The organism is Thioalkalivibrio sp. AKL17 (genome assembly GCF_000377885.1).
Lineage (GTDB): Bacteria > Pseudomonadota > Gammaproteobacteria > Ectothiorhodospirales > Ectothiorhodospiraceae > Thioalkalivibrio > Thioalkalivibrio halophilus.
Genome location: NZ_KB898764.1, coordinates 214,308 through 240,139 on the forward strand (window position 1 = coordinate 214,308; position 25,832 = coordinate 240,139).

Annotated in this window: 24 protein-coding genes; 12 read left to right on the top strand and 12 right to left on the bottom strand. The window is 64.5% G+C overall.

Annotation, left to right across the window (positions count from 1 at the left end; all coding sequences use genetic code 11):
- Positions 1 to 4: 4 nt before the first annotated feature.
- The 5 genes from D577_RS0101060 to D577_RS0101080 form a co-directional block, all read right to left on the bottom strand.
- The gene (locus tag D577_RS0101060; protein ID WP_024328358.1) at positions 5 to 1,123 is read right to left on the bottom strand and encodes a nucleotidyltransferase family protein; all 1,119 of its coding nucleotides are present in this window, start codon (positions 1,121 to 1,123) and stop codon (positions 5 to 7) included.
- Positions 1,110 to 2,024 (bottom strand): HprK-related kinase A, encoded by a 915-nt coding sequence (locus D577_RS0101065; RefSeq protein ID WP_018945749.1) that lies wholly within the window; start codon positions 2,022 to 2,024, stop codon positions 1,110 to 1,112. The genes D577_RS0101060 and D577_RS0101065 overlap by 14 nt, the downstream gene beginning before the upstream one ends.
- Positions 2,024 to 2,290: an HPr-rel-A system PqqD family peptide chaperone gene (locus D577_RS0101070; protein WP_018945750.1), complete on the bottom strand. Its 267-nt coding sequence runs from the start codon at positions 2,288 to 2,290 to the stop codon at positions 2,024 to 2,026. The genes D577_RS0101065 and D577_RS0101070 overlap by 1 nt, the downstream gene beginning before the upstream one ends.
- A 53-nt stretch (positions 2,291 to 2,343) precedes the next feature.
- Entirely contained in the window at positions 2,344 to 3,090 is a 747-nt protein-coding gene (locus D577_RS0101075) for a hypothetical protein (protein ID WP_018945751.1), read from the bottom strand.
- Between the two features lie 446 nt (positions 3,091 to 3,536).
- The gene (locus tag D577_RS0101080; protein WP_018945752.1) at positions 3,537 to 4,271 is read right to left on the bottom strand and encodes a class I SAM-dependent methyltransferase; all 735 of its coding nucleotides are present in this window, start codon (positions 4,269 to 4,271) and stop codon (positions 3,537 to 3,539) included.
- Between the two features lie 184 nt (positions 4,272 to 4,455).
- Between D577_RS0101080 and D577_RS0101085 the strand changes: the two genes are divergently transcribed.
- The gene (locus D577_RS0101085; RefSeq protein ID WP_018945753.1) at positions 4,456 to 5,163 is read left to right on the top strand and encodes a hypothetical protein; all 708 of its coding nucleotides are present in this window, start codon (positions 4,456 to 4,458) and stop codon (positions 5,161 to 5,163) included.
- On the opposite strand, the gene D577_RS0101090 is transcribed toward D577_RS0101085, so the two are convergent.
- Both D577_RS0101090 and D577_RS0101095 read right to left on the bottom strand, forming a co-directional pair.
- Positions 5,132 to 6,301, bottom strand: coding sequence for a GNAT family N-acetyltransferase (locus D577_RS0101090; protein WP_018945754.1), 1,170 nt, complete (start codon positions 6,299 to 6,301; stop codon positions 5,132 to 5,134). The genes D577_RS0101085 and D577_RS0101090 overlap by 32 nt on opposite strands.
- A gap of 433 nt (positions 6,302 to 6,734) precedes the next feature.
- A complete protein-coding gene (locus D577_RS0101095) occupies positions 6,735 to 7,547 on the bottom strand; it encodes a THxN family PEP-CTERM protein (RefSeq protein ID WP_018945755.1) in 813 nt (270 codons plus the stop codon).
- Between the two features lie 341 nt (positions 7,548 to 7,888).
- Here D577_RS0101095 and D577_RS0101100 point away from each other — a divergent pair, with 341 nt between their 5' ends.
- The 5 genes from D577_RS0101100 (at position 7,889) to D577_RS0101120 (ending at position 13,199) form a co-directional block, all read left to right on the top strand.
- Positions 7,889 to 8,860, top strand: a complete 972-nt coding sequence (locus tag D577_RS0101100; RefSeq protein ID WP_081618784.1) for a sulfotransferase — start codon at positions 7,889 to 7,891, stop codon at positions 8,858 to 8,860.
- A 74-nt stretch (positions 8,861 to 8,934) separates the two neighbouring features.
- The gene (locus tag D577_RS0101105) at positions 8,935 to 9,900 is read left to right on the top strand and encodes a polysaccharide deacetylase family protein (protein WP_244263419.1); all 966 of its coding nucleotides are present in this window, start codon (positions 8,935 to 8,937) and stop codon (positions 9,898 to 9,900) included.
- 33 nt (positions 9,901 to 9,933) lie between these two features.
- Complete coding sequence (locus D577_RS0101110; RefSeq protein WP_018945758.1) at positions 9,934 to 11,358, top strand: putative O-glycosylation ligase, exosortase A system-associated; 1,425 nt, start codon at positions 9,934 to 9,936, stop codon at positions 11,356 to 11,358.
- A gap of 15 nt (positions 11,359 to 11,373) precedes the next feature.
- Positions 11,374 to 12,411, top strand: a complete 1,038-nt coding sequence (locus D577_RS0101115) for a glycosyltransferase (RefSeq protein WP_244263420.1) — start codon at positions 11,374 to 11,376, stop codon at positions 12,409 to 12,411.
- Positions 12,408 to 13,199, top strand: a complete 792-nt coding sequence (locus D577_RS0101120; RefSeq protein ID WP_018945760.1) for a hypothetical protein — start codon at positions 12,408 to 12,410, stop codon at positions 13,197 to 13,199. The genes D577_RS0101115 and D577_RS0101120 overlap by 4 nt, the downstream gene beginning before the upstream one ends.
- A gap of 24 nt (positions 13,200 to 13,223) precedes the next feature.
- Here the strand turns inward: D577_RS0101120 and D577_RS0101125 are convergent, their stop codons facing one another.
- Complete coding sequence (locus tag D577_RS0101125; protein WP_231363029.1) at positions 13,224 to 14,336, bottom strand: CapA family protein; 1,113 nt, start codon at positions 14,334 to 14,336, stop codon at positions 13,224 to 13,226.
- A gap of 140 nt (positions 14,337 to 14,476) precedes the next feature.
- On the opposite strand from D577_RS0101125, the gene D577_RS0101130 reads away from it, so the two are divergent.
- From D577_RS0101130 to D577_RS0101150, 5 genes are all read left to right on the top strand, one after another.
- The gene (locus D577_RS0101130) at positions 14,477 to 15,304 is read left to right on the top strand and encodes a hypothetical protein (RefSeq protein ID WP_231363030.1); all 828 of its coding nucleotides are present in this window, start codon (positions 14,477 to 14,479) and stop codon (positions 15,302 to 15,304) included.
- Between the two features lie 37 nt (positions 15,305 to 15,341).
- Positions 15,342 to 16,874 (top strand): lipopolysaccharide biosynthesis protein, encoded by a 1,533-nt coding sequence (locus tag D577_RS0101135; RefSeq protein WP_018945763.1) that lies wholly within the window; start codon positions 15,342 to 15,344, stop codon positions 16,872 to 16,874.
- 163 nt (positions 16,875 to 17,037) lie between these two features.
- Positions 17,038 to 18,630, top strand: a complete 1,593-nt coding sequence (locus tag D577_RS0101140; protein ID WP_018945764.1) for a hypothetical protein — start codon at positions 17,038 to 17,040, stop codon at positions 18,628 to 18,630.
- A 110-nt stretch (positions 18,631 to 18,740) separates the two neighbouring features.
- Positions 18,741 to 19,727, top strand: coding sequence for a sugar-transfer associated ATP-grasp domain-containing protein (locus D577_RS13495; protein WP_244263426.1), 987 nt, complete (start codon positions 18,741 to 18,743; stop codon positions 19,725 to 19,727).
- 100 nt (positions 19,728 to 19,827) lie between these two features.
- Entirely contained in the window at positions 19,828 to 21,267 is a 1,440-nt protein-coding gene (locus D577_RS0101150; RefSeq protein WP_018945766.1) for a chondroitinase-B domain-containing protein, read from the top strand.
- 23 nt (positions 21,268 to 21,290) lie between these two features.
- Here D577_RS0101150 and D577_RS0101155 read toward each other — a convergent pair whose 3' ends face one another.
- Genes D577_RS0101155 through D577_RS0101170 form a run of 4 tightly spaced genes read right to left on the bottom strand, consistent with a single transcriptional unit; the run spans position 21,291 to position 24,502 of the window.
- Positions 21,291 to 22,514, bottom strand: a complete 1,224-nt coding sequence (locus tag D577_RS0101155) for an ATP-grasp domain-containing protein (protein ID WP_018945767.1) — start codon at positions 22,512 to 22,514, stop codon at positions 21,291 to 21,293.
- The gene (locus tag D577_RS0101160; protein ID WP_026288835.1) at positions 22,511 to 23,392 is read right to left on the bottom strand and encodes a hydrolase 1, exosortase A system-associated; all 882 of its coding nucleotides are present in this window, start codon (positions 23,390 to 23,392) and stop codon (positions 22,511 to 22,513) included. Before D577_RS0101160 ends, D577_RS0101155 begins: the two co-directional genes overlap by 4 nt.
- Before the next feature lie 26 nt (positions 23,393 to 23,418).
- Positions 23,419 to 24,240, bottom strand: a complete 822-nt coding sequence (locus D577_RS0101165; RefSeq protein WP_026288836.1) for a hydrolase 2, exosortase A system-associated — start codon at positions 24,238 to 24,240, stop codon at positions 23,419 to 23,421.
- A 7-nt stretch (positions 24,241 to 24,247) separates the two neighbouring features.
- Positions 24,248 to 24,502: an acyl carrier protein gene (locus tag D577_RS0101170; protein ID WP_018945770.1), complete on the bottom strand. Its 255-nt coding sequence runs from the start codon at positions 24,500 to 24,502 to the stop codon at positions 24,248 to 24,250.
- 324 nt (positions 24,503 to 24,826) lie between these two features.
- Between D577_RS0101170 and D577_RS13775 the strand changes: the two genes are divergently transcribed.
- Complete coding sequence (locus D577_RS13775) at positions 24,827 to 25,822, top strand: glycosyltransferase family A protein (RefSeq protein ID WP_081618786.1); 996 nt, start codon at positions 24,827 to 24,829, stop codon at positions 25,820 to 25,822.
- Positions 25,823 to 25,832 lie beyond the last annotated feature (10 nt).

Sequence of the window (25,832 nt, forward strand, 5' to 3'; positions counted from 1 at the left end):
CCGGTCACCCGTGCCGCTCCGGTTCGGGGCGGACATCCCCGTCGTCTTCCTTTTCGGCCAGGAACGCCTTGTAGAAGAGATGACGGGCCAGCAGGCCCGGCGGCATCTTGAGCCAGTGTCCCCGCAGGAACAGCAGTCCGCGCGCGGTGGCATCCCGCCAGGGGGTTACCGAGGCCGCGCGGGTGCGGATCCCGTGCCGAAATGCCCAGCGCGCCCAGGGGGATATGGGGCGGCCGGTGCGGGCCTGTTCAAGCCCCTGTATGACCGCGTTCGGTACCGGGGTCAGCAGCACCCGCCGGCTGAGCCACAGGGCCCGTTGCGCCAGCCACGCCAGTTCCAGCGCCTGTGCCTCCGCGACGAATGCCTGCCAGAAGGCCTCGCCCTCGCGTTCGGCGAAATGGCCGGCCAGCATGTGGATGTCGTAGAGATCGCGCAGTCCGCGGTCCCAGTCGGTCTCGGAGAACAGGTGCACGATGGCATGCAGCACCATGTGGGCGGGGGCCAGCATGCGAAAGCGCCAGGGCCCGGGCAGGGCGACGCTGTGCTCGCGCAGTCGCTCGGGGTCGGTGCGCACGCGGAAGGTCTCCGGCAGGATGTTGTGATGCAGATCCAGGGTGGTGCCCCGCTGGCGGTGGGTCAGGGGAGGCAGCTCGTGCATCCACTCGCGGTAGTACCGCTGGTCGTACGCGTTGTGATGGGCCCCCGTCCATCCTTCGAAGAACAGCAACGCCTCCGCGCGCTCGACTTGCGCGCGGGGGAAGAGCAGGTCGATGTCGTTGGCCATGCGACCCGGCGCGTTCGGGAGTCCGGCCAGCGCATACGCCGCGCCCTTGAGCAGGATCGGGGGCTGCATGCGGGTGAGCAGCCCGCGATCCAGGCCTTCCAGCTCCCAGTGCAGGGCCTCCGCGCGGCGCTGTGCGACCATGGCTGCGCCCTCCAGATGGGCGGCGACCGGTTCGCACAGCCGATCCAGGACACCGGCCGCGCGGGCGCTGTGCCAGAGCGTGCCCTGCAGCGACGTCTCGCGCGCGGCGCCCAGCATGGCTGCCCACTCTGCATCGTTGCGTTCCGCCATGCTTTCCGGGCGGGCGAGGGCGAGACCAAGGGCGCTATTGCCGTCCATCCGCCAGCGCCTCGAAGGTGGCCATCGCCTCGTCGAGGCGGCTGTAGGTGAAGTCGAACGCCCGCGTCCGGTCGACCAGATCCCCGATGGCATGAAAGGCCCGTCCGCCCAGTGCCGCATAATTGAATGCATTCGCCACCAGACCCATGAACGCCTCGCCCGGGGCGCGATCAATCAGCCGGGTATCGGCACCGGGGCGGAAACGGGGGAACACGACCCAGGCGGGCGGGGCGCGCTGCCTGGCCCGTTCGACCGCATCCCGGGGCGGGCGCATGTGCGCGACCGTTCCCTTGAGGGTGTCGTGCACCGGGGTATTCACGTTCGCTTCGGGACAGAAGTCGCGGATCACGTTGATCGAGGCATTCTTGAGGCTGATCGGACGCGCCGGCCCGGAAATCTCCGCCGTATCCAGTGCCACCAGCACGGATTCGTCGGTCATCAGGCGCCAGCCATGGCTGGCCAGGGCCGCGCACAGTGTGCTCTTGCCGGAGCCGGGCGGCGCCGGAAGGATCAGCGCCCGGCCATTGCGTTCCAGTGCCGCGGCGTGCAGCACCAGGCGGTTCTGGACGTGGCTGGCGATGCACCAGTTCATGCCCCATTCGAGCATGGGGTAGGCCTGGTGCCGGGGCAGCGGCTTGAACACCACGCGCTGATCCGAGAGGAACACCACCTGCGGGCGATAGAACCGGCGCAAGGACCGGGGCGGGCGCAATTCGCAGTCAAAGTCGTAAAAGCTGTCGGCGTTGTGTACCTCGCAATCGGGATACAGCGAATTTATCCCCTCCGCAACGCTCGGGATGCGGCTGCGAATCCGGGTCACGAAGGGGCCCGTGGCGAGCAGGAGCCCGTCTGCGGAAAGCCGTCGGCGCAGGCCGGCATGGCCAAGCTCGCTGACTCGCACTAGGCGTCGTCCCGCACCAGGCCGCTGTCGCGAAGCCCGGCCAGCCAGCCGGTCATTGCGCCGGCAGGCGTGTCGCTTTCCGGGCCCAGACGGGCTGCGAGTGCCGGCAGGTCGAGGCCCGGCTCGCGTTGCAGGCATGCGAGAACACGTCCGGCCCCGGCGTCCACGAGATGCGTCGTGCCGTGTCCGGAATGGAAGGCGACCCACTGGTCGCCGCAGCGCCGCAGGTGCAGTTCCGGGACCAGTCGCCAGCGCGGAGAGTCCAATCCAGCAGGGGGGCGCTGATCGGTGTGCACGTCCGCGCTTGCGTCGCCCTTTTTCAAGGGCCCCAGGTTGGCACGTTCATGGTGTTTTCGAGGAACGCCTTGACCTGTTCCGGTTCCAGGCGATCCCCGCTGTCGGCGACGTAATAGCCGTCATTCAGTGTGTCGGTCACGATATCCCGCACCTGTTGCTCCGACAGCGGATATCCGGAGATGTAGCGTGCATTCAGCAGGGCTGCCATGCCGAAGCGGATGATCTGGCGCTCGTGCGGGAGGCCGACGAGCCCGAGTACTTCCACTGAAGCGGCAACGGCCCCCAGAGCCGTGAGAGGTATCTCGCCGTGGGACGAGCCATCCGGCACATCCGGGTTGGCCGAGTGGCCCGGTTCGCTGTCGCCGTCGGTGTCTTCAACGGCATATTCCCGGTAGTTGTTGCCAATCCCCGGAAAGCCGTATTCGGAAACGAACGCTTCTCCCTCTTCCACCGCCTGGTGCCAGCCCGGATGGTTCTGGAAAGATGCACTGCTCGGGTTCAGGTCGCCGGCGTTGGCCGAACCGCTCCAGTACCCGGGCGTCCGTCCGCCGCACTCCTCGGGCGCATCGTGTTTTGATGTGTTGCCGGAAACCCAGCCCGAAGCCATGCAGTTCGCCCCCGCCGCCTTGAGTGGCGCGGAGTGGAGGGTCATCAGAACCGGCGCGGTTCCCAGCGCGGCCTTGCCCAGCCGCCGTCGTGTACGCCCGCGCGTTCCCAGCTGCTCGGTTTCATGTTCGGGGCCCGGGGGGCGGTTTGGTCTTGTGTTCATCATTTTCCTCCGGGACTGGCGCCCGGCGTCGCGGTTTTGAGGGCGCCTTGTACCACGTGTCTCGCGGCCGATTTTCCAGCAAGGTCTTTCCTTTTGTCCTGGCGCGCGGCTGGCCAGCCTGCTAATAACAAATATCGGTTATTACTCTTGAGCAAGTCAATGCGCGGAAGGAAAAAGGTTCTGAAAGAAAACAAAGCAAAATCGGGACCATCGAAGCGGAATTGCTTAAGTGCAGGTTCTCAGGGGGTTATTTCGGCGCGCCAGGATGTTGTGTCAGCCCCGGTTCGCAAAAGTGTAAAAGAAAATGACAACACGACGGGGCCGCAAGCATGCGCAAGGACCGTTTCGTCCATCGTGTTGCAACAGGAGCATCCTTTTCAGCAGGGGGATGTCGTCTTCGGTAAATCCGTCCGGCATCCGTCAGGAGAAAGACCGGGAAACCGGCCTTACACACGGCGCGCGCGAAGGATGAACGAGTGGCTCAGGCCGGCGGCCAGCGGGGGCAGGGCCTGAAGGAGGCCGCGCATGGGCCGGCTTTCCAGCACTTTCTGCATGCCCGCCAGGCGCCCGGGTGCCAGCGGCAGCCAGTACAGCGCCAGTACTTCCAGCCCCGCTTCGCGCGCGGCCTGCTCCAGGCCTGCGTGGCTGTCATAGCGCAGATGCGGGGCCCGACCCGCGCGCCTGCGGCGGTGCTCGCTTACCCGGGTCGGCAGGCAATCTGCATTCAGCGCATCCACCCACAGTTCGCCGCCCGGTCGCAGTACGCGTGCCATGTCGTTCAACGCGGGTCCCGGAGCCGCGAGCGCCTGCATCACGCCAAAGCACAGGATGCCGTCGGCGCTTCCTTCCGGCAGGGGCAAGTGGTGCACGTCCGCCGCCAGCCACGGGATCTCCGCAGGACTTCGAGCCCGTGCCTTCTGCACCGATGGTGCCGAGTAATCGAGCCCGATCGGGCGTCGGCCCTCGGCACGCAGCATGCGCGTGTAAGTACCGGCACCGCAGCCGATGTCCAGCCAGATCTCGCCCACCGGCTGCGCCCGGTGCCACAGTTGCTCGAACTGGCGCACGCGGCTTGCCAGGCCCGTGGAGGTCCAGCCTGCAATGGCCGCATCGTCGTCGTACTGGCTGCCTCGTTCGGTAAAGCGCCGGCGCCAGCGTTTTTCGAAATCCCGATCCTGCATGTGGCCTCCGTAAAGGCGCTGTCATCGAGTCGCGCGTTGGCGCCACGATGGTATCAATGTTGTCCCTGATGCCCGGATTCGCTTGCCTGTTCTCCGGGTCCCCCACTAGTCTTCAGATAAAACGTCAGTTCATGGATGCGTGCGCACTTTCGCTTCCCCGCTTTCCACAGCCGTCCGGGGCACCTTGACCAATATCCTGCACCGCTTTCTTGGCCGCCGCCGCGAGCTGGGCCTGACCAATGCGCTGCTGCTGGCGCTGAACGGTGGCCTGCGCCGGCTGAACCAGCGCCTGGGAGTCGCCCGCTATTACCTCATCGCCCAGCCCGTCGGCCAGCCGGGGCGCTTCGGCAACCAGCGGGCCCGGTTCGACGTGCGCGAGATCACCCGGGACGCCGAGGCCCTGCAGGCACTCCCGCGTTCTGCGGAACAGATCCGTTACCGCCAGACGGCCGGCGGTATCTGCCTTGGGGTATTCCCGCGGGAGGGCGGGGCCATGCGGGGATTTATCTGGCTGCTGTTCGGGCCCTATCAGGAAGACGAGCATCGCTGTGTGTTGCAGCCGCCACCCGCTCCTCCCTGCGCCCTGGACGTGGATGTGTATGTCTTTCCCGAGGCCCGGGGCGGCCTGGTGTTCGCCGAACTCTGGCGGGCGGCCGACCGCGCCCTGCAGGAACGCGGGATCGAATGGAGCCTGAGCCGTATCTCCGCTTTCAACGGCAGCTCCCTGCGGGCCCATCAGCGGCTGGGCGCCCGGCGCATCGGCAGCCTCTACTTTCTGCAACTGGGTCATGCCGAACTCCTGTTCACCGGCCGGCGCCCTTTCCTCGCCCTGAGTCGACCCCGCGGGCCCGCACCGGCGATCACCCTGCATCCCCCTGACCGTTCTTCCTGACCGGTTTTTCGCCGTGTCGACCGGGCGCCGCGTGACCCGCATCCGTGCCGGCCCTGGCCCACGCGTGCAAGGCGCGCTCCAGACGGAATCGCAGGCGTGGCCGTTGTAACCGGATCTGAAGCATCTCGGTCACGCCATTGGCGAGGCTGCGCTTGTACTGGCTGTCACCCATCAGGAAATCATAGCGTCCGCAGCCATCCGTGGCCGCGCGGCCGATCGCGAGGGCATGGCCGACCAGTCCCGGCTTCAGCTTCGGGTCTTCGCTGTAGCGAAAGCCGCTCTGATAATTGCAGACGTAATCGCCCGCGTGCAGGTTGTAGAGATACCCGAGTGGCTCTTCCGGCCCCGAAATCCGCAGTACCCGGGCGGCGCCCGAGACGGTCTCGTGGACCACCAGGTGCTCGTGGAAGCGCTGCACGAAATCGCCGGCGAACGCACCGGTTCGGCCGCGCGCATTCCAGTTCGCCTGGTGCCAGCTCACCAGCGCCCGAAACCAGGTGGCCGCCTGTTCGGGGTCCTTCGCCTGTTCCAGCCGGACGCTGCCCCCATTCCCGTATCCCCGGATCGCTCGCCGGATCTGATAGCGCGTATTGCGGCTCAGGCCGGCCAGGTAATCGTCCAGCCCCCGTATGCCGTCCAGAGCAACGTAGTAGCAGGGTTTGCGGTCGATCACGTTGACGTGCAGGGGCAGGTCGGCGAGGGCGGGGGCCAGCGCCTGCCAGCGCTCCGCGGAAAGCCACCCGAGTGACAGTTCATCCCAGCCTGCATCGTTCTCCAGCAATTCCGTCAGCAGGGCATGCAGGGCCATTGGTTCGGTCTCCTCGGAGCCGGCCAGTCCGTTGTGCTCAAGCGTCAGGCGATCCAGCTCGGGGTCACCCGTCTGATTCAGGAACAGGGTCCGGCTGGGGATGACCCGTGCGCGGCGCACGCGCCGCCGGCCGATGCAACCAAACGCCCGCATGCCCGCGCCGGCTTCGATCCGGTAACAGGCAAGCCCCGCCCGTTCACCCGCCACCGACACCAGTGCGTCGAACCAGGCATGCGAGAGGAATGGCGTGCGGGGCGCGTACGCCTCGAGCTCGCGCCAGGCGTCCTGCGCGGCGGCAATGGAGAGAGGCGACAGGTTCCAGTCTTGCATCAGTCTTCCGCCTGAGGGGCAAGGGAAAGCCCCGAATGGGTCTTGTAATCGAATCATTCCCAGTCTCGCACAAGACACGCGGAGGGCGGGCTTTAGGGCTTCCTTAAGGAAACACTGATCCATGTACACGCTCGCGTTGGTGCCCCGGGTTTTCCGAGACAAGGCGCGTCGTGCAGCGGGTAGTGGTTCTACCCGCAAGCGGCGCAACGCCGGATCGGGGAACCCGGGGCCCAACCCCGTAGGGGCTCGGCCGCTTTTGTGCGCGCACGGCGTTGCGGCTCCCTTGTGCAGAATGACTGCACGGCGGTCGCCGCGCCTTGTTCGCACGCAAAAGCGACTCGAGCGCGAGCGTGTACATTGATCAGTGTTTCCTTAACGAAAAAAGGGAGCCCGGAGGCTCCCGTTGAGAAGTGGATCGACTGAGTGCGGAACTTCAGTCTTCGCGCCGGCGACGGCCGGCGACCGCCCCCAGGGCCAGCAGGCCGGTGCCGAACAATGCCAGCATGGCCGGGTTGGGTACTTCTACCGCCTCGATGCCGAAGCCGAACTGCAGGGTGGTGAACTCGCCTTCCGGCGTGGTCAGACCATAACAGCCCGCGGGCTCGCCCGCGGCGGCACAGGTATCATCATCCAGGAACCCCAGGCCTTCCTCGACCACGGTGGTCTTGTACGTGACACCCTCCAGCGTGAACGTGTCATCGAGGGCTTCGAACTGGACGGTGAAGATGTCGTCGCACACAGTCGCCGACTCGAAGCCACAAGGCTCGGTATTGGGTGTTTCCTCGAAGGTCGTTTTGAACGCCAGCGTGAGCGGAGCCAGGGGCTCTCCTCCGGTCACCGGCGGTACGCTCGGTGTCAGGATCAGGTTGGTCATCAGTGTTGCGGTGTCCAGCGTCGCGAACTCACTGGCGATCGCACTGTTGAAATGCGTGACACCAACCGTGTCCACTTCATCCCCGGTATCGACCGATCCCGACGAGGGCGAATCGATGATTTGCAGCCCGCTCCGCTGGTCATTGATTTCCGGGTCAATGTCTCCTTCGCTGCTGCCCCAGCTCAGCCGTTCGGAAGTGACTTCCTGGGTTCCGGTTCCGGGGTCGAAGGTCGGGGCTTCCGCTCCCTCGGTGAGCCACTCCAGATCAACATCAAAATCCCAGGTTTCCACAAACTCTGCGCTGGCGTGCGAGGACGCAAGGCCCACCGCTGCCAACACCGCCAGACTCAGTGCCGTCGTTTTCGTCTTCATGTCCTGTTCCTCGTGTAGGTAGAACGTGTGCGAGTCCGGGACCTCCCGGGCTCTGCCCTGATGCCTAGCAAAGCGCAGGCCATATATGTATCTAGCGGTTTTTGAAGAATAAATGGTTTGCGTTCTGGTTCGGGTTCGGGGGGCACGTAAAGGCTTCGGACATTGGGGCATCCGGACTCCGGTTTCCCTATGTGTCGTAACGCACATACGCCGCCAATACGGTGGTTCAGTCTGATCCCTGACGGCCGTGGTGCTTCTTCACGCGGCCAGCGTTGCACCGCTTGCCGGTAGAGCCACCACGGCGTTCGTGTCGAGCCATCTGCAATCTCCGGGGATCCGGTATGGACCAACAGACTGATCCAGTCCTCATCGTAGGCAGCGGCCGGTCCGGAACGACCTTTCTGGCGAAGCTCCTGGACAGCCATTCGCGGGTTCTCTATCGCCATGAACCGGACTGGGCACGGGTCGATACCTCCCTGCCGTTCCTTCCACCTCCCGGAGCGCGGGAAGGATTTTCTCGCCAGGCCGGAGAGTATCTCCACGAGCTTGCTCAGGTGCGGGCGCCAAAGGTGACTGGCAAGGAACCCCGATTCCGCAAGTCGTATCGCTCCGGGCCGCGAGAGGTGGCTTACCGCCTGAATGTGGCCGCAGCACGTACGCTCGCGAAACTGGGGTTTGCGCGAAAACGGGATGTCGTATGGGACATGATCGGCAATGCCTCGCGAGGCGATGTGGTCACCGTAATCAAGAGTGTCAATTCCGTCGCGCGGGCGCCATTGTTCGTGGATGCATTACCCGGTATTCGGCTCGTGCACTTGATCCGGCATCCGGCCGGGGTGGTGGCATCCAGAATGCGCGGGGTCGAATTGGGGCTGATGGGTACGGAAGTCTATATCGACGCCCTTTTTGATTCGGGTTACGCGGATAACTGGAAATTAAAGCGCGAGGAAGTCAAGGCCTGGCCGATTGAAAAGCAGATGGCCTTTGAATGGATGGCCGTCAACGAAGCCGTTTATCGATCGCTCGAGGGGCACGACGCTTATTTGTGTGTGACGCACGATGCGCTGTCCCGGTCGACCGAGGAGGAGACCAGGAAGGTTTTTGCCCACGTCGGACTGGACTGGAGCGAGCAGACGGACCGGTTCATTCGGTCGTTGCGCACCGGCGCCAGCCAATCGGGTTACTTCGGCGTACAGCGTGCGCCCCGGACAGAGATTGGCAAGTGGCGTAAAGAACTGACCACCGGGCAGATCGACCGGATTCATGAGGTGGTGGAACGGTCGATGATAGGGGAGAAGCTGTGGCAGGCGTGAAGCGGTTTTCCGGTCGGGCCGCGTTAGTGCAGCGTGGCTCCCCGTCCGGCTTGAAACAAAGCAAGGGTTTCGGGGTGAGCGGTGTCCTTACGGCCATCCGGCTTGTGTGGGCCGGGGTCCAGCCCGGCCAGCGGCTGTCCATCCTGCTCTATCACCAGGTGCTGGACACACCGGATGCCCTCAAGCCGGACAACCCCGATTGTGTCGAATTCGACCGCCAGGTGGGCCTGCTGGCCCGGTACACCAACGTGCTGCCTCTGGCCGAGGCGCTGCAGCGCATGGATGCCGGGATGCTGCCCCCGCGGGCGACCGCGATCACCTTCGACGACGGGTATGCGGATAACCGCCGTAATGCACTGCCCATACTGCAAAGGCACGGGGTAACCGCCACGTTCTTCATTGCCGCGGGTTACCTCAACGGCGGGCGCATGTTCAACGACACCCTGCTCGAGACGATCCGGCGGGTGCCCGCGGGCCGCCTGGATTTGCGCGACCTTGGACTGGGGCAGCACTCGATATCGGATGCGAACAGTCGCCGTGAGGCGTTCCGTTCGATCATCCGCGAGATCAAATGGCAGCCGTGTCAGGAACACCAGGCCGTGGCGCAGGCCATGGCCAAACGTATCGGCGCCGACTTGCCGGACGATCTGATGATGACCGATGCCCAGGTTCGCGAACTGCACCGGGCGGGGATGGGTATCGGCGGCCACACCCTTACACATCCGATCCTGGCTCAGGAAGACGAAGCCACGGCCGCGCACGAAATTCGGGAAGGCCGGGAGCGTTTGCAGCTGATCACCGGCGGTCCGGTGGACCTGTTCGCCTATCCCAACGGCAAGCCGGGGCAGGACTACGGCCCCCGCGATGTGGAGCTGGTCCGCAAGGCCGGGTTCTCCGCCGCCGTATCGACCTCCATGGGGGCCGGCGGACGCGGACAGGACCGCTTCCAGTTACCACGTTTCATGCCCTGGTCACGGCATCCGGCCAAGTTCCTGGCTCAGTTGCTTCGCAACACCCGCCATCCCGTGATGACCACCTGATCGATCCCGTCAGCAGGCGACCCGGTAATCCCTATGCGCGATATCGTCTTTTTCATCCTTATCTTTGGCCTGATCCCGTTCATTTTGTGGCGCCCGTGGATCGGGATCCCGGCCTGGTACTGGGTGGGGCTGATGAACCCTCATCGGCTGGCCTGGGGATTCCTGCCAGGCATGCCCGTCGCCATGGCGGTCGGACTGACGACGCTCGTTGCCCTGTTGTTCGCCCGGGAACGGCGTCCGCCACCCCTGACGCGTGAAACCGTGGTGCTGATCATCCTGTTCGCCCACATCACGATCGTTTCGCTGTTTTTCGCCTGGCAGTCCGAAGTCGCGCTCGAGCGCTGGGACACCGTGATGAAGATCATGCTCATGACGGTGGTCGCGACCATGCTCGTATCCGGCCAGGCACGCGTCATGGTGCTGCTCGCCGTCATCACCCTGTCGGTCGCGTTTTTCGGGTTCAAGGGCGGCCCCTATACCCTCGCGACTGGCTTTGGCGGGATGGTGCTGGGCCCGCCGGGTACCTTCATCGGCGGGAACACCGATATCGGGCTGGCGCTGGTCATGACCCTTCCTCTGGTGCTGGTGCTGGCACGACAGGTCCACCAGGGTCATTTCCGGCTCCCGTTTCACTCTCCGTTCTTCGAGCGCTGGCATCGACTCATCGGGCTCGCGTTGTATGCCGGCTTCTGGCTGCACCTGATCTCAATAGTGGGGACGCACTCGCGAGGTGCCTGGGTCGCGACCGCGGTCATCTTCCCCCTGATCTTTCTGAGTATGCGCCACAAGGCGGCCATGGTCGGGGCCGGGCTGCTGGTCGTCGCCGTTGTGGGATTCACCGTTCCGGAGAAGGTCGAGCACCAGATCGACACTCTGATCCACTACCAGGAAGACGCCTCTGCCGGCGGACGCCTGGATGCCTGGAACGTCTCCTGGAATCTTGCCCTCGATCACCCCTTTACCGGCTCGGGCATGAGCATTCAGCGGCTCCCCGCACCGATCTGGCTGAGCTATCTGGACCGGGACGATGCCGTGGTAACCGGCCCGATCGCGGCGCACAGCATCTACTTCCAGATGCTGGGCGAGCACGGCTTCCTCGGGCTGGGGCTGTTTCTTGCGCTGCTGGGCTTTTCGCTGCTGACCCTGCTGCGGCTTTACCGCCAGGGACGCCAGCACGCGGAAACCGTCTGGATCAGCCAGTGGGCCTGGGCGCTCGCGCTGGGTCTGGTCGGATACATGGTCGGTGGCGCCTTCCTGAGTCTGGCCTATTTCGATCTGTATCTGGCCTTTGTCGCGCTGGCCATCATCCTGCGACGCGAGCTGAAGGAGACGGTTGTCGCTGCCGCCCCGGCGGTCGCGTCGACAGCGCAGCCCCGGACGTCCCCCGCAAGTCCGCCCGAGGGCAGCAGGCCGCCCGAGGTACCCGGAACCATCATGGATGCCGGCCGCCTCCGGTAAAGGATGAATTCGCCCGTGGCTCACACCCCGCTCACATCGGACCGGCCGCCGCTGACGGATCACCCGTGTGTATCCGTCATCGTCCCGGCGTGCAACTGCGCCGTCTATCTGGAAGAGGCGCTGCAGAGCGTGATGGATCAGGGGCACGAAGCCATCGAAATCCTGGTGATCGATGACGGTTCGAGCGACCACACCCGGCAGGTTGCCGCGCGTTTCGACGGGCCCGTCCGGCTGCTGGAAACCGCCCGGGCATCCAGTGGAGCCGGTGCCAGCCGCAATGTAGGCCTGCGCGAGGCGAAAGGCGAACTGATTGCGTATCTCGATGGCGATGACGTCTGGCTACCGGGCAAGTTGCAGGCACAGATCCGTTGCCTGAGAAACCACCCGGAATCCGCCATGGTCGCGAGCAATTTCATCCGCTGGTATCCGGATGATTCGGGGCAGTGGTCCAGCCCGAACCGACATGCGGCCGCAACGCAGGCGCAAGACTCCGACGCCCTCGATCCCGAACGCTCGGGCTGGATCTATCACCGCCTGTTGCTGGACACCATGGTCTGGACCGGAACGGTGCTGATGCGCCGCGAACTGGCCGATATGGTGGGCGAATTCCGCGAGGATCTGCGCCTGGCACAGGATTACGATTACTGGATTCGCGCTTCCCGTCTGACGCCCATCCTGACCCTGGCGCGGCCCTATGCCCTGTACCGGCGGCATGCCGAAAGCGCGACCCGGCGCTGGGCGCCCGTCAATTACGCGCTGATGGTGCTGGAGTCCGCCATCGCCCGCTGGGGTCGGGTCGGGCCGGATGGCAGCGCCATCACCCCCGAAGAACTGCGGCACCGTCGATTCCGGCTCCATTTCGCCATGGGCTACAACCTGTTCTGGAACGGGCAGAAGGCTGCGGCCGCACCTTCCTTCATCGGCGCCTGGCGGGCCCGTCCCGGACACGTGAGGACGGCCCTTTACGCAATCCTCGCCAGTGGGGTCCGGAGCGGGCGATTCCTGCGTCCCGGTGCAGGCCGGAGCGATTCGACAACCGGAGCATCGAGATGAGCGGGGCCACCGAGATCTTCTGGACCGGGGGCTGGGACTCGACCTTCCGGGTGATGGAGTTGCTGACCACCACAGTGGGGCCCATACAGCCCCGTTACGTGATCGATCCCCGTCGCGCCTCGTCCGCGATGGAGCTCGCCACCATCCGGCAGCTCACGCAGCACCTGGAGGCTGGCGGCTACGCGGAGCCCGGCCGGATCCGGGAACCGGTCCTGTATCAGCGTGAAGAGATCCCTCCCGATCCGGACATCGATGAAGCCTTTCTGACCATCACCCGACAGAACCGCCTCGGCAATCAGTATCGCTGGCTCGCGATGCTGGTGAAGGCTGAAGGTCTGGACGGGATTGAACTGAGCGTGGAGAAGGGAAGAAGCCTGTACCCCATCGTCGGGCCGTTCCTGGTGCCCGTCGGGCAAGACACGGTTCCGGCTTTTCGGGTGGCGCCCGACGCGGGGGCTGTCGCCGTCCTGCTGGGCGGGTTCGTCTTGCCGCTTATCCAGCGTAGCGACGCCCGGTTGCGGCAGGAGGCGGCGGAACGGGGCTGGGACGAGGTGCTGGCGAAAACCTGTTTCTGTCACAGCCCCGTTCGGGGACGTCATCCCTGCGGCACATGCCGCCCATGCGTCCAGATGCTTGAGCGCAAGGAGGAGGGCGCGAGACTGGGATGGATCGGAAAAACGCGCTACTGGGCGATCGAGCGGGCGGTACGCACCCTGCCCGTCGGGCTCCAGTGGCGCTGCCGTCAATGGCAGGAGACCCGCGCCACACGCAAGGTCAGGGGGCAGTAGGGCATGGATAGCCCCGCACTGCCATCAACGTCCGAGAAGCGGAAGTGCTCGCAGCCAGAAGCGGTTGCGTGGCCGCATCGGCAGGTCCAGGAGGTCCAGCATTGCGGCACCCGGGCGTCCGCGGCGGCTTTTGTAGTAGGCCATCAGCGCATGGTAGCGAGCTTCCCGCCAGCTTCTCCCGAGCCACGCGCGCCGCAACTGCCGGGAGGACCGCAGTACCGCACAGCGGCCGGCAAAATCCCGCAGGGCGGTCTCGCGCGGCGCTCCCTCGATGGGTTCCGGCCGATGATCGTCCGCAATCCACACCGGCTCCATGTCCCAGCCGGTCACGCCATGGGTGGCGGGATCCAGATCCACCGACAGGATCCACCCGTAACGGGCCTCGGGAAAACCTTCCTGATAGGCGTTGCCACGGACGTTGAACACAAAGTTGCCCAGCGAGTACGCGATGAGGCCGTTCCGGTAACGCTCCACGCCCTGGACCACATGTGGATGGTGCTGGATCACCAGCGTGGCCCCGTGGTCGATCAGCGCGCGGCTGAGCTTCACCCGGTACGGCGCCGGCGCGTAGCTGAACTCGAGGTCCGCATGCAGCTGCACCACGACGATGTCGGCCTGTTCTGCAGCCTCCCGGGTGCGCTGGAGAAGGTCCCCGAAGGGTTCCATCGGGGCCACGCCGGGAGTCTCCGGCCCGGCGTAATCGTGAGAGTTGTCGCCCGCTCCAATGAAGGCCAATGTCCGCCCGCCACGTTCCAGCCATGCCGGCGCGATCGCCTGCCCGTGCCCGCGGCCCGCCCCCGACCACAGAAGGCCGATCCGGTTCAGGGTGTCCGTGGTTGTCTCCAGTCCCTGAGGCCCGCCGTCCATCATATGGTTGTTGGCGAGATTCAGGATGCTGAATCCGGCCTCCACCAGGGTCGTCGCCATCGCGGGGTCGGCACGCAGGACTTTCGGGTGTTTCCACAGTCCCTTCTGGTTCTCGAGGTCCTCGGTGAAGAAGCATTCAAGGTTCCCGGAGAGGACATCCGCGCCCTGCAAAAGGTGCTGCACGCGTGCGAAGGGCGATTGCGGTTTGCCTGCCTGTTCCGTGCCGGGAGTTCGAATCAGTCGGGTATCACCGGTGAATATCAGTTTCAATTTGGACTCCCCCGAGTTTCGGTCGCCAGTACATGGCTGGGGTTCCATTATAACGATAACAGACCCGGTGGGATCCCCGTGTGTGTTCCGAAGGTGAAAAATATATTCAACTGCGTGGCTCACTTCAGGAGATTGTTGCATTGACTAACGCAACTCCCAAAGCTCGATCGGCCGGGTTCCCGCAGCCGGACGGTTCATCCTCCGGTTCACCGCCCCCGCGCAGGATATTCTGGACCGGTGGCTGGGACTCGACTTTCCGGGTGCTGGATCTGGTTCTTCATTACGGGGAAACGGTTGAGCCCTGGTATGTACGTGACGAGAACCGACAGTCGATCGGCCAGGAACTCGCCGTCATGGATCGCTTGCGTCTTGCAATCAACGAACGTGCCACGGGCGGGCGTCTTCTGGCATTACAGGTCCTTCACGCCGCCGCCGCACGGCCGGATCCGGTGTTGCAAAAGAAATTCGAGAAGCTGCAGGAAACCCGGGGGATCGGCCCGCAATATATATGGCTGGCGGAGCTGGTGCGGCAGAACGCACTGGAGGGCATCGAAGTCTGCGTCCAGCATAATGAGGATTTCTATTTTCTTGATCCCCGACTGAATAGCGGAATACGTGAATACAAACGGGAACCTGTACGCCCGTACCTGGACGAGGAGGCGCCGGAAAGTCTGTTCAATCTGTTCAGTTTTCCGACACTGCATATCGGCAAGGCCGAGATGCGCGAACACGCCCGAGACCACGGATTCCTGGATCTGCTGGAGCAGACCTGGTTCTGCCACATGCCGACGCGCGCGGGACAGCCATGCGGGTTTTGCGTGCCGTGCCGCATGACAATCTCAAAGGGGGTGGGGTATCGCCTGCCGTGGCGATCCCGGCTGAACAACAGGATTGCACGCATGCTCGAGTTTCTGCCGCGAGGGTATCGCGCAAAACGCTGGGCCCGACTGAAACTGCGCGGTTATTGATCATGTTTCCCGTGACAAGAACCGGACGGGACAGGTCATGAAGGACCTCGGCGACAAGGTGGCGGGTGGTGCCGCCTGGATGATGGGCCTGCGCACCTTCCAGCGCTTCATGGGCCTGATCAGTACGGTGATCCTCGCGCGGCTGCTGGTGCCGGAGGACTTCGGCCTGGTGGCGATGGCCTTCGCCCTGTACGCCCTGATCGAGATGGTCGGTGCCTTCGGGCTGGATCTGGCCCTGATCCGCGACCAGAAGGCGGAACGGCGGCATTACGACACGGCCTGGACCATCAAGCTGGTGTACCAGTCAATGGGTGCGCTGGCGCTGGTGCTGGCGGCGCCGCATGCGGCGGTGTTCTTTGATGATGCCCGGGTGGAGATGATTGTCTACGCCTTTGCCGCCATCTCGTTCATGCACGGGTTCGAGAACATCGGCATCGTCGCCTTCCGCAAGGAGCTCACGTTCCGCAAGGAATTCCTGTTCGGCTTCGGCAAGAAGGCGTCGGCGGTGGCCGTGACCATTGCCATGGGGTTCTACCTTCAGAGCTACTGGGCACTGGTCCTCGGCTCCCTGACGTCGGCGTTCGTGGGGTTGAGCCTGAGCTACGCGATGCACCCGTTCCGGCCGCGTTCGGACTTGTCCGGCTGGCGGGACCTGATCGGATTTTCCGCCTGGGTCACGTTCAACAACGTGGCCATGTACGCGCAGGGCAGGGGGCCGGACTGGATTGTCGGCCGTCTCGTGGGGGCGGATGGTCTCGGTGCCTACCGGGTCGCATCGGATATCGCAAAACTCCCGTCCTCGGAGCTTTATGCGCCGATCATGCGGGCCGTGTTCCCCGGCTTTGCAAAGGTGGCGCACGACTTGCCGCGCCTGCGCCGGGGCTATCTGCTGGCCCAGGGCCTGGTGACCCTGGTTACCGTCCCCGCAGCGCTCGGCATGGTGGGCGTGGCCGAACCCATGGTATGGCTTCTTCTGGGCGAGAACTGGCTGGTGACCATCCCACTGATCCAGGTGCTGGCCATTCTGGGTGCCACGCGGATCCTGCATGGCAATCGTTTTTCACTGTTCATGGCCCTCAACAAGCCGTACTGGGTCGGCATTTTCATCCTGGCCGATGTCCTGTTGACGCTGCCTCTGATGGCGTACCTGTTGTGGGCCGGTCACGGGCTGGAAATCGCCGTGTGGTCGAAGGTCTTCGCCTCCAGCGCCCTGATGCCTTTCGGCGTGATGCTGGTTTCGCATTTCCTCCGGATGCCGAGCAGAGATTTCTTCGCTGTGATCTGGCGCCCGGTGCTGGCTTCGCTGGTGATGCTGGCGACCTTGCTGGGCACCGTCGCCGCACTCCCGGGCGTCACCAGTTCCGCCATCGCCGCCCTGCATCTGCTGTTGCTGATCCCTCTCGGGGGGCTCACGTATGCCCTTGTGCTGGCAGGGCTCTGGTTTGCATCCGGGCGGCCGGAAGGACCCGAAATGCGTGCCCTTCAGATGGCCGTGGACCGGAATGTCCTGAACCGACGCTGGGCGTGTCGACTGTCCGGCAATCAATCCCACTTCGGAGAGGTGTCGTAATGGGGGCATCATCATGTTGAAACTGCGCGGCACTTTTGGACCCGGAGCCGCTGAAACGGCTCCGGCGGTACCCGCCGGCTGGTGTTGGGAAACGGGGCCGGGTTTTCACCTGCAGTACGAGCCGGGTCACCCTTCCTGCACCGTTCGCAGGGACCCGACGGGCGTGGTGATCGGGGAACGCCACCTGATCCAGGACCAGCCATCCGATCCCGCGCGGCGCGACGGCTCGTGGCTGGAGCTGCGCTGGACGCCCGCCGGCATGGAGATCATTACGGACCGCCTCGGGACCATCCCGGTCCACTGGGCCGTCCGCGGCAGGACCTTCTATTTCGCCACCCGTCTTGCCGACGTCGCCCGGCTCCTGCCGGGAGCGGTCGAACCCGACCCGGCGGCGGTGCTGACCACGATCTTCCTGGATCATCCATGGGGCAGCCGCACTCTGCTGCGGGATGTGCACCTGTTGCCCCCGGCCAGCCGCTGCCGTATCCCGGGCACCGGGGCCGACCCGGTATGTGATCGCTACTGGCTGCCGCCCGTCCCGGAGGTCGGCGACCCGGGGTCGGTCGAGCCGTGGCTGGAAGCCGCCACCGAACGGCTCCGGCAGGCCCATGTCCGGCACGCGGCGGACCTCGATCCGGAGACGGTGGCCATGCCGGTGACCGCCGGTCTGGACTCGCGCTGCAATCTGGCGTTACATCCGGACCTGGCCTTGTGCGCACGGCTCTTTCATTGCCACGACCTGGCCAATGTGGAATGGCCCTATGCCCGCCGGATCGGGCGTCATCTCCGCCGCCCGATCGAACGTTTCGATTCGGCCGACGACATGCGCCATGCGCCTGGTTTCAACCCGGACCTGGGCCCCGGCGACTTCAATATCGGCCACTGGCGTCTGGTCGGGACGGCGCGAAGACTTGCCGCCACCGGGTCACGTGCCACGGTCGACGGGTTCCTGCAGGATCTGCTGTTCAAGGCCACGTTTCTGCGCGAGCAATCGCGGGAACAGCAGATCCAGGGACATCTGGCGCGCCTTCGCTACAACGCTGCGGCCCTGGGTTTTGGCCCCGACAGCCCGCAAGTGCGTCGGGTCGAGGAATGCATACGCGAGGACTTCCCCGCCGGTGACACCGGCCTGGAGGCCAGTCAGCGACACTATCTGGAGAACCGCAGCCGACGCCTGGTCTACAACATCGTCCGCCTGAATCAGAACTATCTGGATGTGCGCACCCCGGCGCTCGACCACGCGCTGATGGACTTTGCTCTGGCCCTGCCCTGGCAACTGCGCAAGGGCTCGTGGCTTTACCGGCGGATCATCCAGCGGCTCAGCCCCGAACTGGCGGGCATCCCGTATGACAAGACCGGGCTGCCGCTGCTGAGTCCGCGTCCACGTTCGCTCGGCAAGGCCACGGCGCGCCAGCTCCGCCCGTTCCTGAACCGGGTCTGGCCGGGCCGGCAGTTTTTCCAGCCGCCGGAAGGCAATTTCGCCCGGCTGGCGCGGCATGACCCCCTTTTTCGTGCCACTGCGCGGGGAACACTCTCCGGTTCCGAATGGCTGCGCGCGATCCTCGCGACCGATTCCCCCGAAGATGTGCTGCGCACACCGCGGAACATGGGCCCGCAGCGGATCGACTGCCTGGGGGGCATGCTGACGGCCTCGCGTCTGGAGTCCGCGACCCGGCAGTCGAGGCAGGCCGCAACGGCAGTGCCGGAAGCGAGCGCGACCCCCTCGACCGGACACCACCAGGGGGTCCTCCCATGAACCCACGGGCCAGACTGCACAAGATGCGAGTCCTGGGCAGTGGCTTCAAGAGTTCGGAGTATGAGCTCTACCGGCTCGGTGACCGGACTCCGGAGGCATGTGTGCGGTTCATGAACCACCGCCAGCTTCATCGCCTGTATCGAACGCATGTCAATCAGGGTGGCCAGAAGCACATTCTGGAAGACAAATGGCTGAGCCATTTCGTTTTCGCGGGCCTAGGCATCCCCACGCCCGAAACTCTGGGTCTCTACCATCCGGTCTTCGGCCGGACCGTCAGCGAGGAAGCGCTGACGACGGAAAGAGATTTCGTGGGGCTCGCCCCTCCCGGGGGCGAGGTCGACTGGATCTTCAAGCCCAGGGGGGGGCAGCAGGGTGAGCAGATCCATCGATTTTGCGGAACCGTGGACAACCTGGGGGCATTCCTCGAGCGCCTGGGAAACACGACCAGGGGTTACTATGGAACCCGTTACGACGGCTGGATTGTACAACAGCGGCTGCAGCAGCACGCCGACCTGCAGAAGATCAATTCAAGCTGCATTAACTGCGTGCGGATCGTCACCTTCCATGACACCTCGGGCACGATCACCGTTGATTTTTCCATCCTGCGGCTGGGCACGGCCGGATCGATGGCAGACAACTGGTACAAGGGAAGCCTGTCCGTTCATGTCGATCCGGATACCGGACGCATGGGTCAGGGAGTGTCCTGTCCCACCTCCGGGAGCCGTTGGTACCAGGTCCACCCCGATTCGAAAGTCCATTTTACGGGAACCCGGGTCCCGTACTGGGAGGATTGCGTCGAGTTGTCCAGGAGGGCGGCCGCCAATTTCTCCGGCACCCCGTCCGTGGGCTGGGACATTGTGGTAACCCCCGAGGGGCCGGTGTTGCTCGAGGGCAACGCCAACTGGGGCCTGGAGTCCGTGCAGATTCATTCGGACGGCTATCTGACGGATCCGGTGCGCGAGAGACTCAAAACCTATGACCTCGAATTTCCGGACCAGCTTCGCAGGCTTCCGGCGGCGGTGTTCGCCGTCCTGCTGAACCATCTCCGCCGTTCCCGTTTCGGGAGACGGTGGAATCGCCCGGGGCCTGTGTTTTGAACATGAAAATCGCAAACGTAAAGCGGGTGCATTATCCGGGCAGGCCAGGGGTGATGCGGGAGGTCCGCCGGGATCGGGCCCGCACGGGAGGTGAACCGAGATGATGTGGCTGAATCAGGAAACGTTGCAGCGGGGTTTCCGGCTCCTGGTATGGGTGCTCGCCGGTTTGCCTCTGGCCCTCATGGCCGAACCGCGCGTGGTGGAAGATGCCGATGGGCTGGCCCGCGCCGTAACCCAGGCCGAGGCCGGCGATGTCATCGAACTGCGCCCGGGTGACTACCGGCTTGGCGAGCGGCTCAACCTGCGCGCGGACGGAACCGAGTCGGAGCCCATCGTGATCCGGGCGGGCACCCCCGGGACGGCGGTCATCCACTCCAGCCGGACCACCGCCTTCAAGCTGTCCGCTCCGCACTGGGAGATCCGCGGTCTGGACTTCCAGGGGGAGGGTAGCGGCAACCATGCCCTGCATATCGTGCGGCGGGCCGACCATGCGGTGATCGAGGGCAACCGTTTTCGTAACTTTCACGCGGCGATCAAGGCCAATGGCGAAGGCGACCCGCGGCGCTTTCCGGACCATGTGCATGTCCGGCGCAACGTGTTCGTGAATGATGCGATTCACACCACGCGCTGGCCGGTGGTTGCCATCGACATCGTCGGCGGGCAGGGCTGGCGGATCGAGGAGAACTTCATCGCCGACATGGCACAGGGGCAACGCGGACGCCACGGCTCGCCCGGGTTCGTGAAGGGCGGGGCGGCCGATGCCCTGTTCGATCGCAACCTGGTGATCTGCGAATGGCGCCATACGGGCGAACGGCGCATCGGCCTGTCGCTGGGCGGGGGTGGCACCAGCCCCGGGGTCCTGGACCGGCGCAGGATCGGGGATTGCGAGACCTGTCCGGAGACCCTCGACAGCCGCATGACCAACAACATCATCCTCAACTGCCCGGACGAGCCGGGGATCTACGTGAACCGCGGGCGCGATGCGCTGGTGGCGAACAACACGGTGTTCAATGCCTACGGGATCCAGGCCCGGTTCCCGGAGACGCGCGCCCGGGTGGTGGACAACCTGATGACCGGGACAGTCTGGGCACGCGACGATGCCGAACTGGAGAAAACCGGCAACATCGAGACGGGGTGGTTCGACAAGGCGTCGTATATCCCCGGGCTGCGGGATCATCTGACGCATCGCATCTCCGACTACCATGAGCTCTACCCGAGCTGGATCAGCGAGGGGGCCGTTCGCTGGACGCAGGATTTCATCGAAGCAAGCCTGAACCAGGTGCGCGGGAGTTTCGTGGGGCAGCACCCCCGTCCGGTGGAGCGCTGGTTGCTGGCGCCCGAATTCGGCGACCTGCGACTGGAAGACATGGATGCCCGGCCCCTGGGCGCGGGGTCGGAGCCACCCGAGGTCGACCACGACTTCTGCGGGCAGCCGCGGGAAGGGCGCGCCGACGTGGGGGCGATTCAGTATTCCGCCGGCACCTGCCACCTGCCCGACGAACTGGAACGCCGGCATGGTCGCCTGTTCACGGATCTGTGATCGAGCGCGAGCGTGGACACGGATCAGCGTTTTCCCGGGGAGAGCTGCTTTCCTTTCCTGGCCACCGTGCCCAGTAACTCGCCGGTCGCGGTTCGCAGATCGCGCAGGGCCGGTACCGGGTCCTTCCAGGACCAGAGCGCGTCCCGCGTGCCCGTGAAGAAGTCGGCCCCGGTCAGGGCGACATCACCCAGCCCGTTGCTCCAGGGCCGCTCGCCCCGTGCGAGCTGGCCAGCCACCTGAGGCAGTCGGCGAATCTCTCCGGCAAGCCAGCGCATCCGGCTTCCGGCGGGGTAGTGGGAAGGAACGTCGGGCGTCTGTCCGTGGAGGAGCTGCCAGGCATAGTAAGGGAAGGCCACCCCGCACTGGATCGGCAACGCCATGGACCCCCAGCAGCGCCCGTTGACCTCCATCAGGCGCGCACTGCCCGACACCGGGTCGTAACGAAATTCGACCATGGCGAGGCCCTCCCATTCCAGGGCCCGGAGCAGTCGGACCGCCTGCGTTGCGAGGTCGTCATCGGGTTTCTCGCTCACACAGCGAACCCCCACGCCTCCGGTGATCGGAAACTCCTTCAGGCGGCGATGCTGAAAAACGATCAGCGGCTCACCGTCGTGCATCAGGATCTCGACCCCCACCCCGACTCCGGGTGCATATTCCTGCAGCATCCATTCGCTCCCGGAATCCATCAGGGGGGCCATGAAGCTCTGCATGGCGGGGGCCGACTCGAAATAACGGATGCGCATGGGGTTGGCGCGGCCACGGTCCTGCGGTTTGACGATTGCCGGAAAGGGGAAGTCCTCCGGGCAGATATCGAGGTCGTCCCGAGTACGCAGGTAGGCGGTTCTCGGCGCGGGCAGGCCGTAACGTTCGGCCACCGCCAGGGTTCGCGATTTTTCCAGGACCCGGCGAGCATTTTCGGCGGTCGGATACAACCGGTGAATGCGTGGTGCCAGGGCCTCTTCGTTGCTCGTGAGCGCACTCAGCTCGCCATCCCCCACCGGTACCACGGTATCGATCCGGTAGCGTTCGATTACTGCCAGCAGATCCGTAACGAATTCGTCCCGCGAGCGGGAGGGATGGGACAGCTGGAAAAACCCTTTTAGTGCCCTGGAGCGGATCGACCGGCCGTCGGTCATGATTGCGGCGCCATAGACGGGGATGCCGTGACCGGCCAGACAGCGTGCGACGGGCACCGTGATACGCGGGAAATCCCCGAGAACGAGCGTTGCGGGTGCGCCCCGGGTCACGCGGCCGTCTCCGCATGCCGCAGCAGCCACTGTCGGGTGTAATCGGCTACCTGTTGCCGCCAGTCGGCACGCGAAAACGTATGGTTGGCCTCGTCGATCCGTGCAACACTCACCCGGTCTTCGTCGAGCAGGCCTTGCCAATGGCGGTTGTTGCGGGCGGTATCAGTGAACTCCGCAGCCGTCAGGTCCTCGCCGCTGAGTACAACGAGAATGGAACCGCGAAAGCGGCACCAGCCTGCGGCCATGCGTTCGGGCAGCGGTGCGCGGGGATCCAGGGGCGGTGCCGGATCCGGATCGCCTCTGGCTCGGTCCTCCCGGGCACCGAGGCTCGTGACCAGCGTCCTGAGAAAGCCCCCGGCCGCGGCCAGGGGGTGGAACTGGCCTTGCACGACATCCCGCCAGAATTCGCGGCTTGCAACACGCCTGATGTAGTAGTGCCTGAGGTGCGCCCTGGCCAGTCCTTCATCCGTCCGGACCCAGGGGTTGACCAGCACCAGCCCCGACACCCGGGGTTCGTTCCAGGCATGGAGCAGGGCCGCCGATGCGGCATCGCACAAGCCCCAGATAACGAACTGACGCACCTCCGGCGCCCTCCGCTGGAAGACGTCGAGGGCCGCACGGATATCCTCGCCCGCGTCCTCGAAGCCGCTTTGAGGGCCGCTTGAGTCGCCCATGCCCCGGTAATCGAACCGGAACACCGGCACTCCATTGGCCGCCAGTTCCCGGGCCAGCAGCAGAAACTGGCGATGACTGCCAGCTCGATACTGCGGGCCGCCTACCACCAATAGTACGCCACACGAGGTGTTCGGGGCCCCTTCGTGCATGATGCCAAGCATCTCCTCGCCCGCCACCTCCATCACGACGGCGGTTTCGGCCAGCTCGCCGGACGTCTCGTTGAGTGTGTTCATGCCGTCACCGCACGCCGATTGAGTCGGGACGAGATCCACTCGGTGGTTTCCGTCAGCAGTGCGGGCACCTCGTGGATCTCCTGGGTATTCCAGAACGGCTCACCGGGCACTGCTCGGCTGATGACGTCGGCACCCGCGTCCTGCCATCCGGTCACCATGCGCGCGCTGCCGGCCGTCAGTGCCGGGGGGGAGAGGGCGCTGACCTCCAGCCACAGAAGCGGGCAGGGGGGCGGGTTCAGGGTGGCCGTGCCGAGCCATTGTGCCAGCCCGGGTGCAAGTGTGTACCCGGCGACTTCCAGTGCCTCCCCCGCTGCCAGGCGATCGCGGAGATCGCGAGTACTTTCCCGCTGGCCATTGATCATGCCGGCCGCCATGCGCAGGCGCAGGAACTGGTTCAGGAAACCCTCGCCTCTGGTCACGGGATGCCAGTACACCGTGGCCGCCGGTACGATTCCGGACTCCTGCATCAGTTCGCTGACGATCAGGCAGCCCGTCCGCAGCCCCCACAAAGCCATGGGGCCGGGATAGGCTTGCTCGAGCCAGTGAACGCTTTGTACCAGGTCCTGCCGCCAGGTATCCCCGCGTGCATCGGAGAAATCGCCACCACTGTCGCCGCAGCCATAGGGGTCCGGCATCAGAACGGCAAATCCCTGGCCGGCCAGTTGCCGTGCCTGCAAAGCCGCCATCCGCCGGGATTTGTTCATCTCCTCGGCAAAGGGTTGCACGTAAAGCACCGTTCCTCTGCAGGGAGCGCCCGCGGGAGGGTGCAGGACCTCAAAGACCGGTCCCGCGGTTCCGGAACGGAATCCAGCACGCATGACGAGCTCAGGCTGCAGCGAGTTTGAAATCGACGAAATCCACCAGATCTCCCAGCGTCGCGAAGGTCTCGGCGCTGACTTCATCGTCCTCCACGACGATGTCGAACTGCTCTTCCATCGTGGTCATGAGATTCACCACCGCCATGGAGTCCAGTTCGGGGATGTCTCCCAGCAAGGGAGTCTCCCGGCCGAAGGCCCGTACCCGTCCGCCAAGCTCCAGTGTGGAGTCGAGGATTTTCTTCACCTGTTCAATGCTGGACATATTCGATTCCGTTTGCCCGTGTGATTCGGATCCATTGTATATCAACAAGGGTTGATGCCTTATAAGAACGCTCTGATTGAGTCCGCATCCGAGTGTCAGTTTTTTTTACAAAATGGTTGGCCGGGGACTGAGTGCAGTGTCTCCGATATCGAGTGCTGTGCCAAGTCAAGGAAAATACGGGGTGCCGGCGCGAGCTTGCACCGAGATTTGCATTTTGGAGAAAAGCACGAGAAAGTCGTATGTATCGTCCCGTGCTTTCATGCGTTCGGGAGATTATGTAAAAAAAGGCTTCGGAACACGGCCGGTGCCTGAAGGGGAAGTGCAGTGAATGGACGGGCAGCGGTGAAAGTCGCGGTGGTTATACCCTTCTACCAGAAAACCGAAGGCCTGCTGACCAGAACGCTGGGTTCGGTATTCGGTCAGGACTGGAATGGAAACCTTCAGGTCATTGTCGTTGATGATGGATCGCCGGTGGCGGCGGGACCGGAGATCGCCCGCATGCCGGAGGAGGTGCAGGAGAGCACAGTGGTCATTCACCAGGAGAACGGTGGAGTGGCTTCGGCGAGGAACCGTGGCCTGGATTGCACGGACCCGGCGACCGACTACATCGCCTTTCTCGATTCGGACGATACCTGGAGCGAGGACCACCTTTCGCGGGCGGTTGCAGCACTCGAGGACGGCAGAGACCTTTATTGCGCGGACCTTGTGCGCGAAGGGTGGGATCAGACGTATTTCGACAAGTATCGGCTGTTCAGGGCGGAGGAGCATCAGCAGGCAGGACCCGCCGAAGATATCCATGAATTTGATCACTCCCTGTTCAACTACCTGGTTCGTACCAATTTCATAGGGACGTCCACGGTTGTGTATCGAAGGCGCGCCGCACAAGGGGTGCGCTTCGATCCGGAATTGCGGAACCACGAGGACTGGATGTTCTGGCTGGAGGTCTCGAGGGTGATCGATCGCGTTGCGGTCTCCACGAAAGTGGAGGCGTTCTACGGCGAGGGGGTCAATATCTACATGTCCTCCATTCAGTGGGGGGGGGAGAAGGTTCTGAACCGGGTTCATTACGAGCTGGTCCTGAGGAAGAAATGGCTGAGGCGATTCCGGCTATCGGAGGATCAGCGGAAGACGGTACGGACCAGCATCCGAAGGAAGCGGAAAGAGTTCGCAGCCGTGCTGGTGCATAACATGCGCCAGCGTGTTCGGGTCGACCGGGTCGTCCTGAGGCGGCATGCGGCGTGGGATCTGCCGACGTACATCTTGCTGCCGCTCAACGTCCTGCGGGTCATGAAGAGACGCTCAAGGAGCCAGCAGTCATGAAGGGTCCGCT

Coding starts and splice junctions, on each gene's coding strand:
- D577_RS0101060 (WP_024328358.1), bottom strand. CDS start 1,123: ATGGACGGCAATAGCGCCCTTGGTCTCGCCCTCGCCCGCCCGGAAAGC.
- D577_RS0101075 (WP_018945751.1), bottom strand. CDS start 3,090: ATGAACACAAGACCAAACCGCCCCCCGGGCCCCGAACATGAAACCGAG.
- D577_RS0101080 (WP_018945752.1), bottom strand. CDS start 4,271: ATGCAGGATCGGGATTTCGAAAAACGCTGGCGCCGGCGCTTTACCGAA.
- D577_RS0101090 (WP_018945754.1), bottom strand. CDS start 6,301: ATGCAAGACTGGAACCTGTCGCCTCTCTCCATTGCCGCCGCGCAGGAC.
- D577_RS0101095 (WP_018945755.1), bottom strand. CDS start 7,547: ATGAAGACGAAAACGACGGCACTGAGTCTGGCGGTGTTGGCAGCGGTG.
- D577_RS0101100 (WP_081618784.1), top strand. CDS start 7,889: ATGGACCAACAGACTGATCCAGTCCTCATCGTAGGCAGCGGCCGGTCC.
- D577_RS0101110 (WP_018945758.1), top strand. CDS start 9,934: ATGCGCGATATCGTCTTTTTCATCCTTATCTTTGGCCTGATCCCGTTC.
- D577_RS0101120 (WP_018945760.1), top strand. CDS start 12,408: ATGAGCGGGGCCACCGAGATCTTCTGGACCGGGGGCTGGGACTCGACC.
- D577_RS0101135 (WP_018945763.1), top strand. CDS start 15,342: ATGAAGGACCTCGGCGACAAGGTGGCGGGTGGTGCCGCCTGGATGATG.
- D577_RS13495 (WP_244263426.1), top strand. CDS start 18,741: ATGAACCACCGCCAGCTTCATCGCCTGTATCGAACGCATGTCAATCAG.
- D577_RS0101150 (WP_018945766.1), top strand. CDS start 19,828: ATGATGTGGCTGAATCAGGAAACGTTGCAGCGGGGTTTCCGGCTCCTG.
- D577_RS0101165 (WP_026288836.1), bottom strand. CDS start 24,240: ATGCGTGCTGGATTCCGTTCCGGAACCGCGGGACCGGTCTTTGAGGTC.
- D577_RS0101170 (WP_018945770.1), bottom strand. CDS start 24,502: ATGTCCAGCATTGAACAGGTGAAGAAAATCCTCGACTCCACACTGGAG.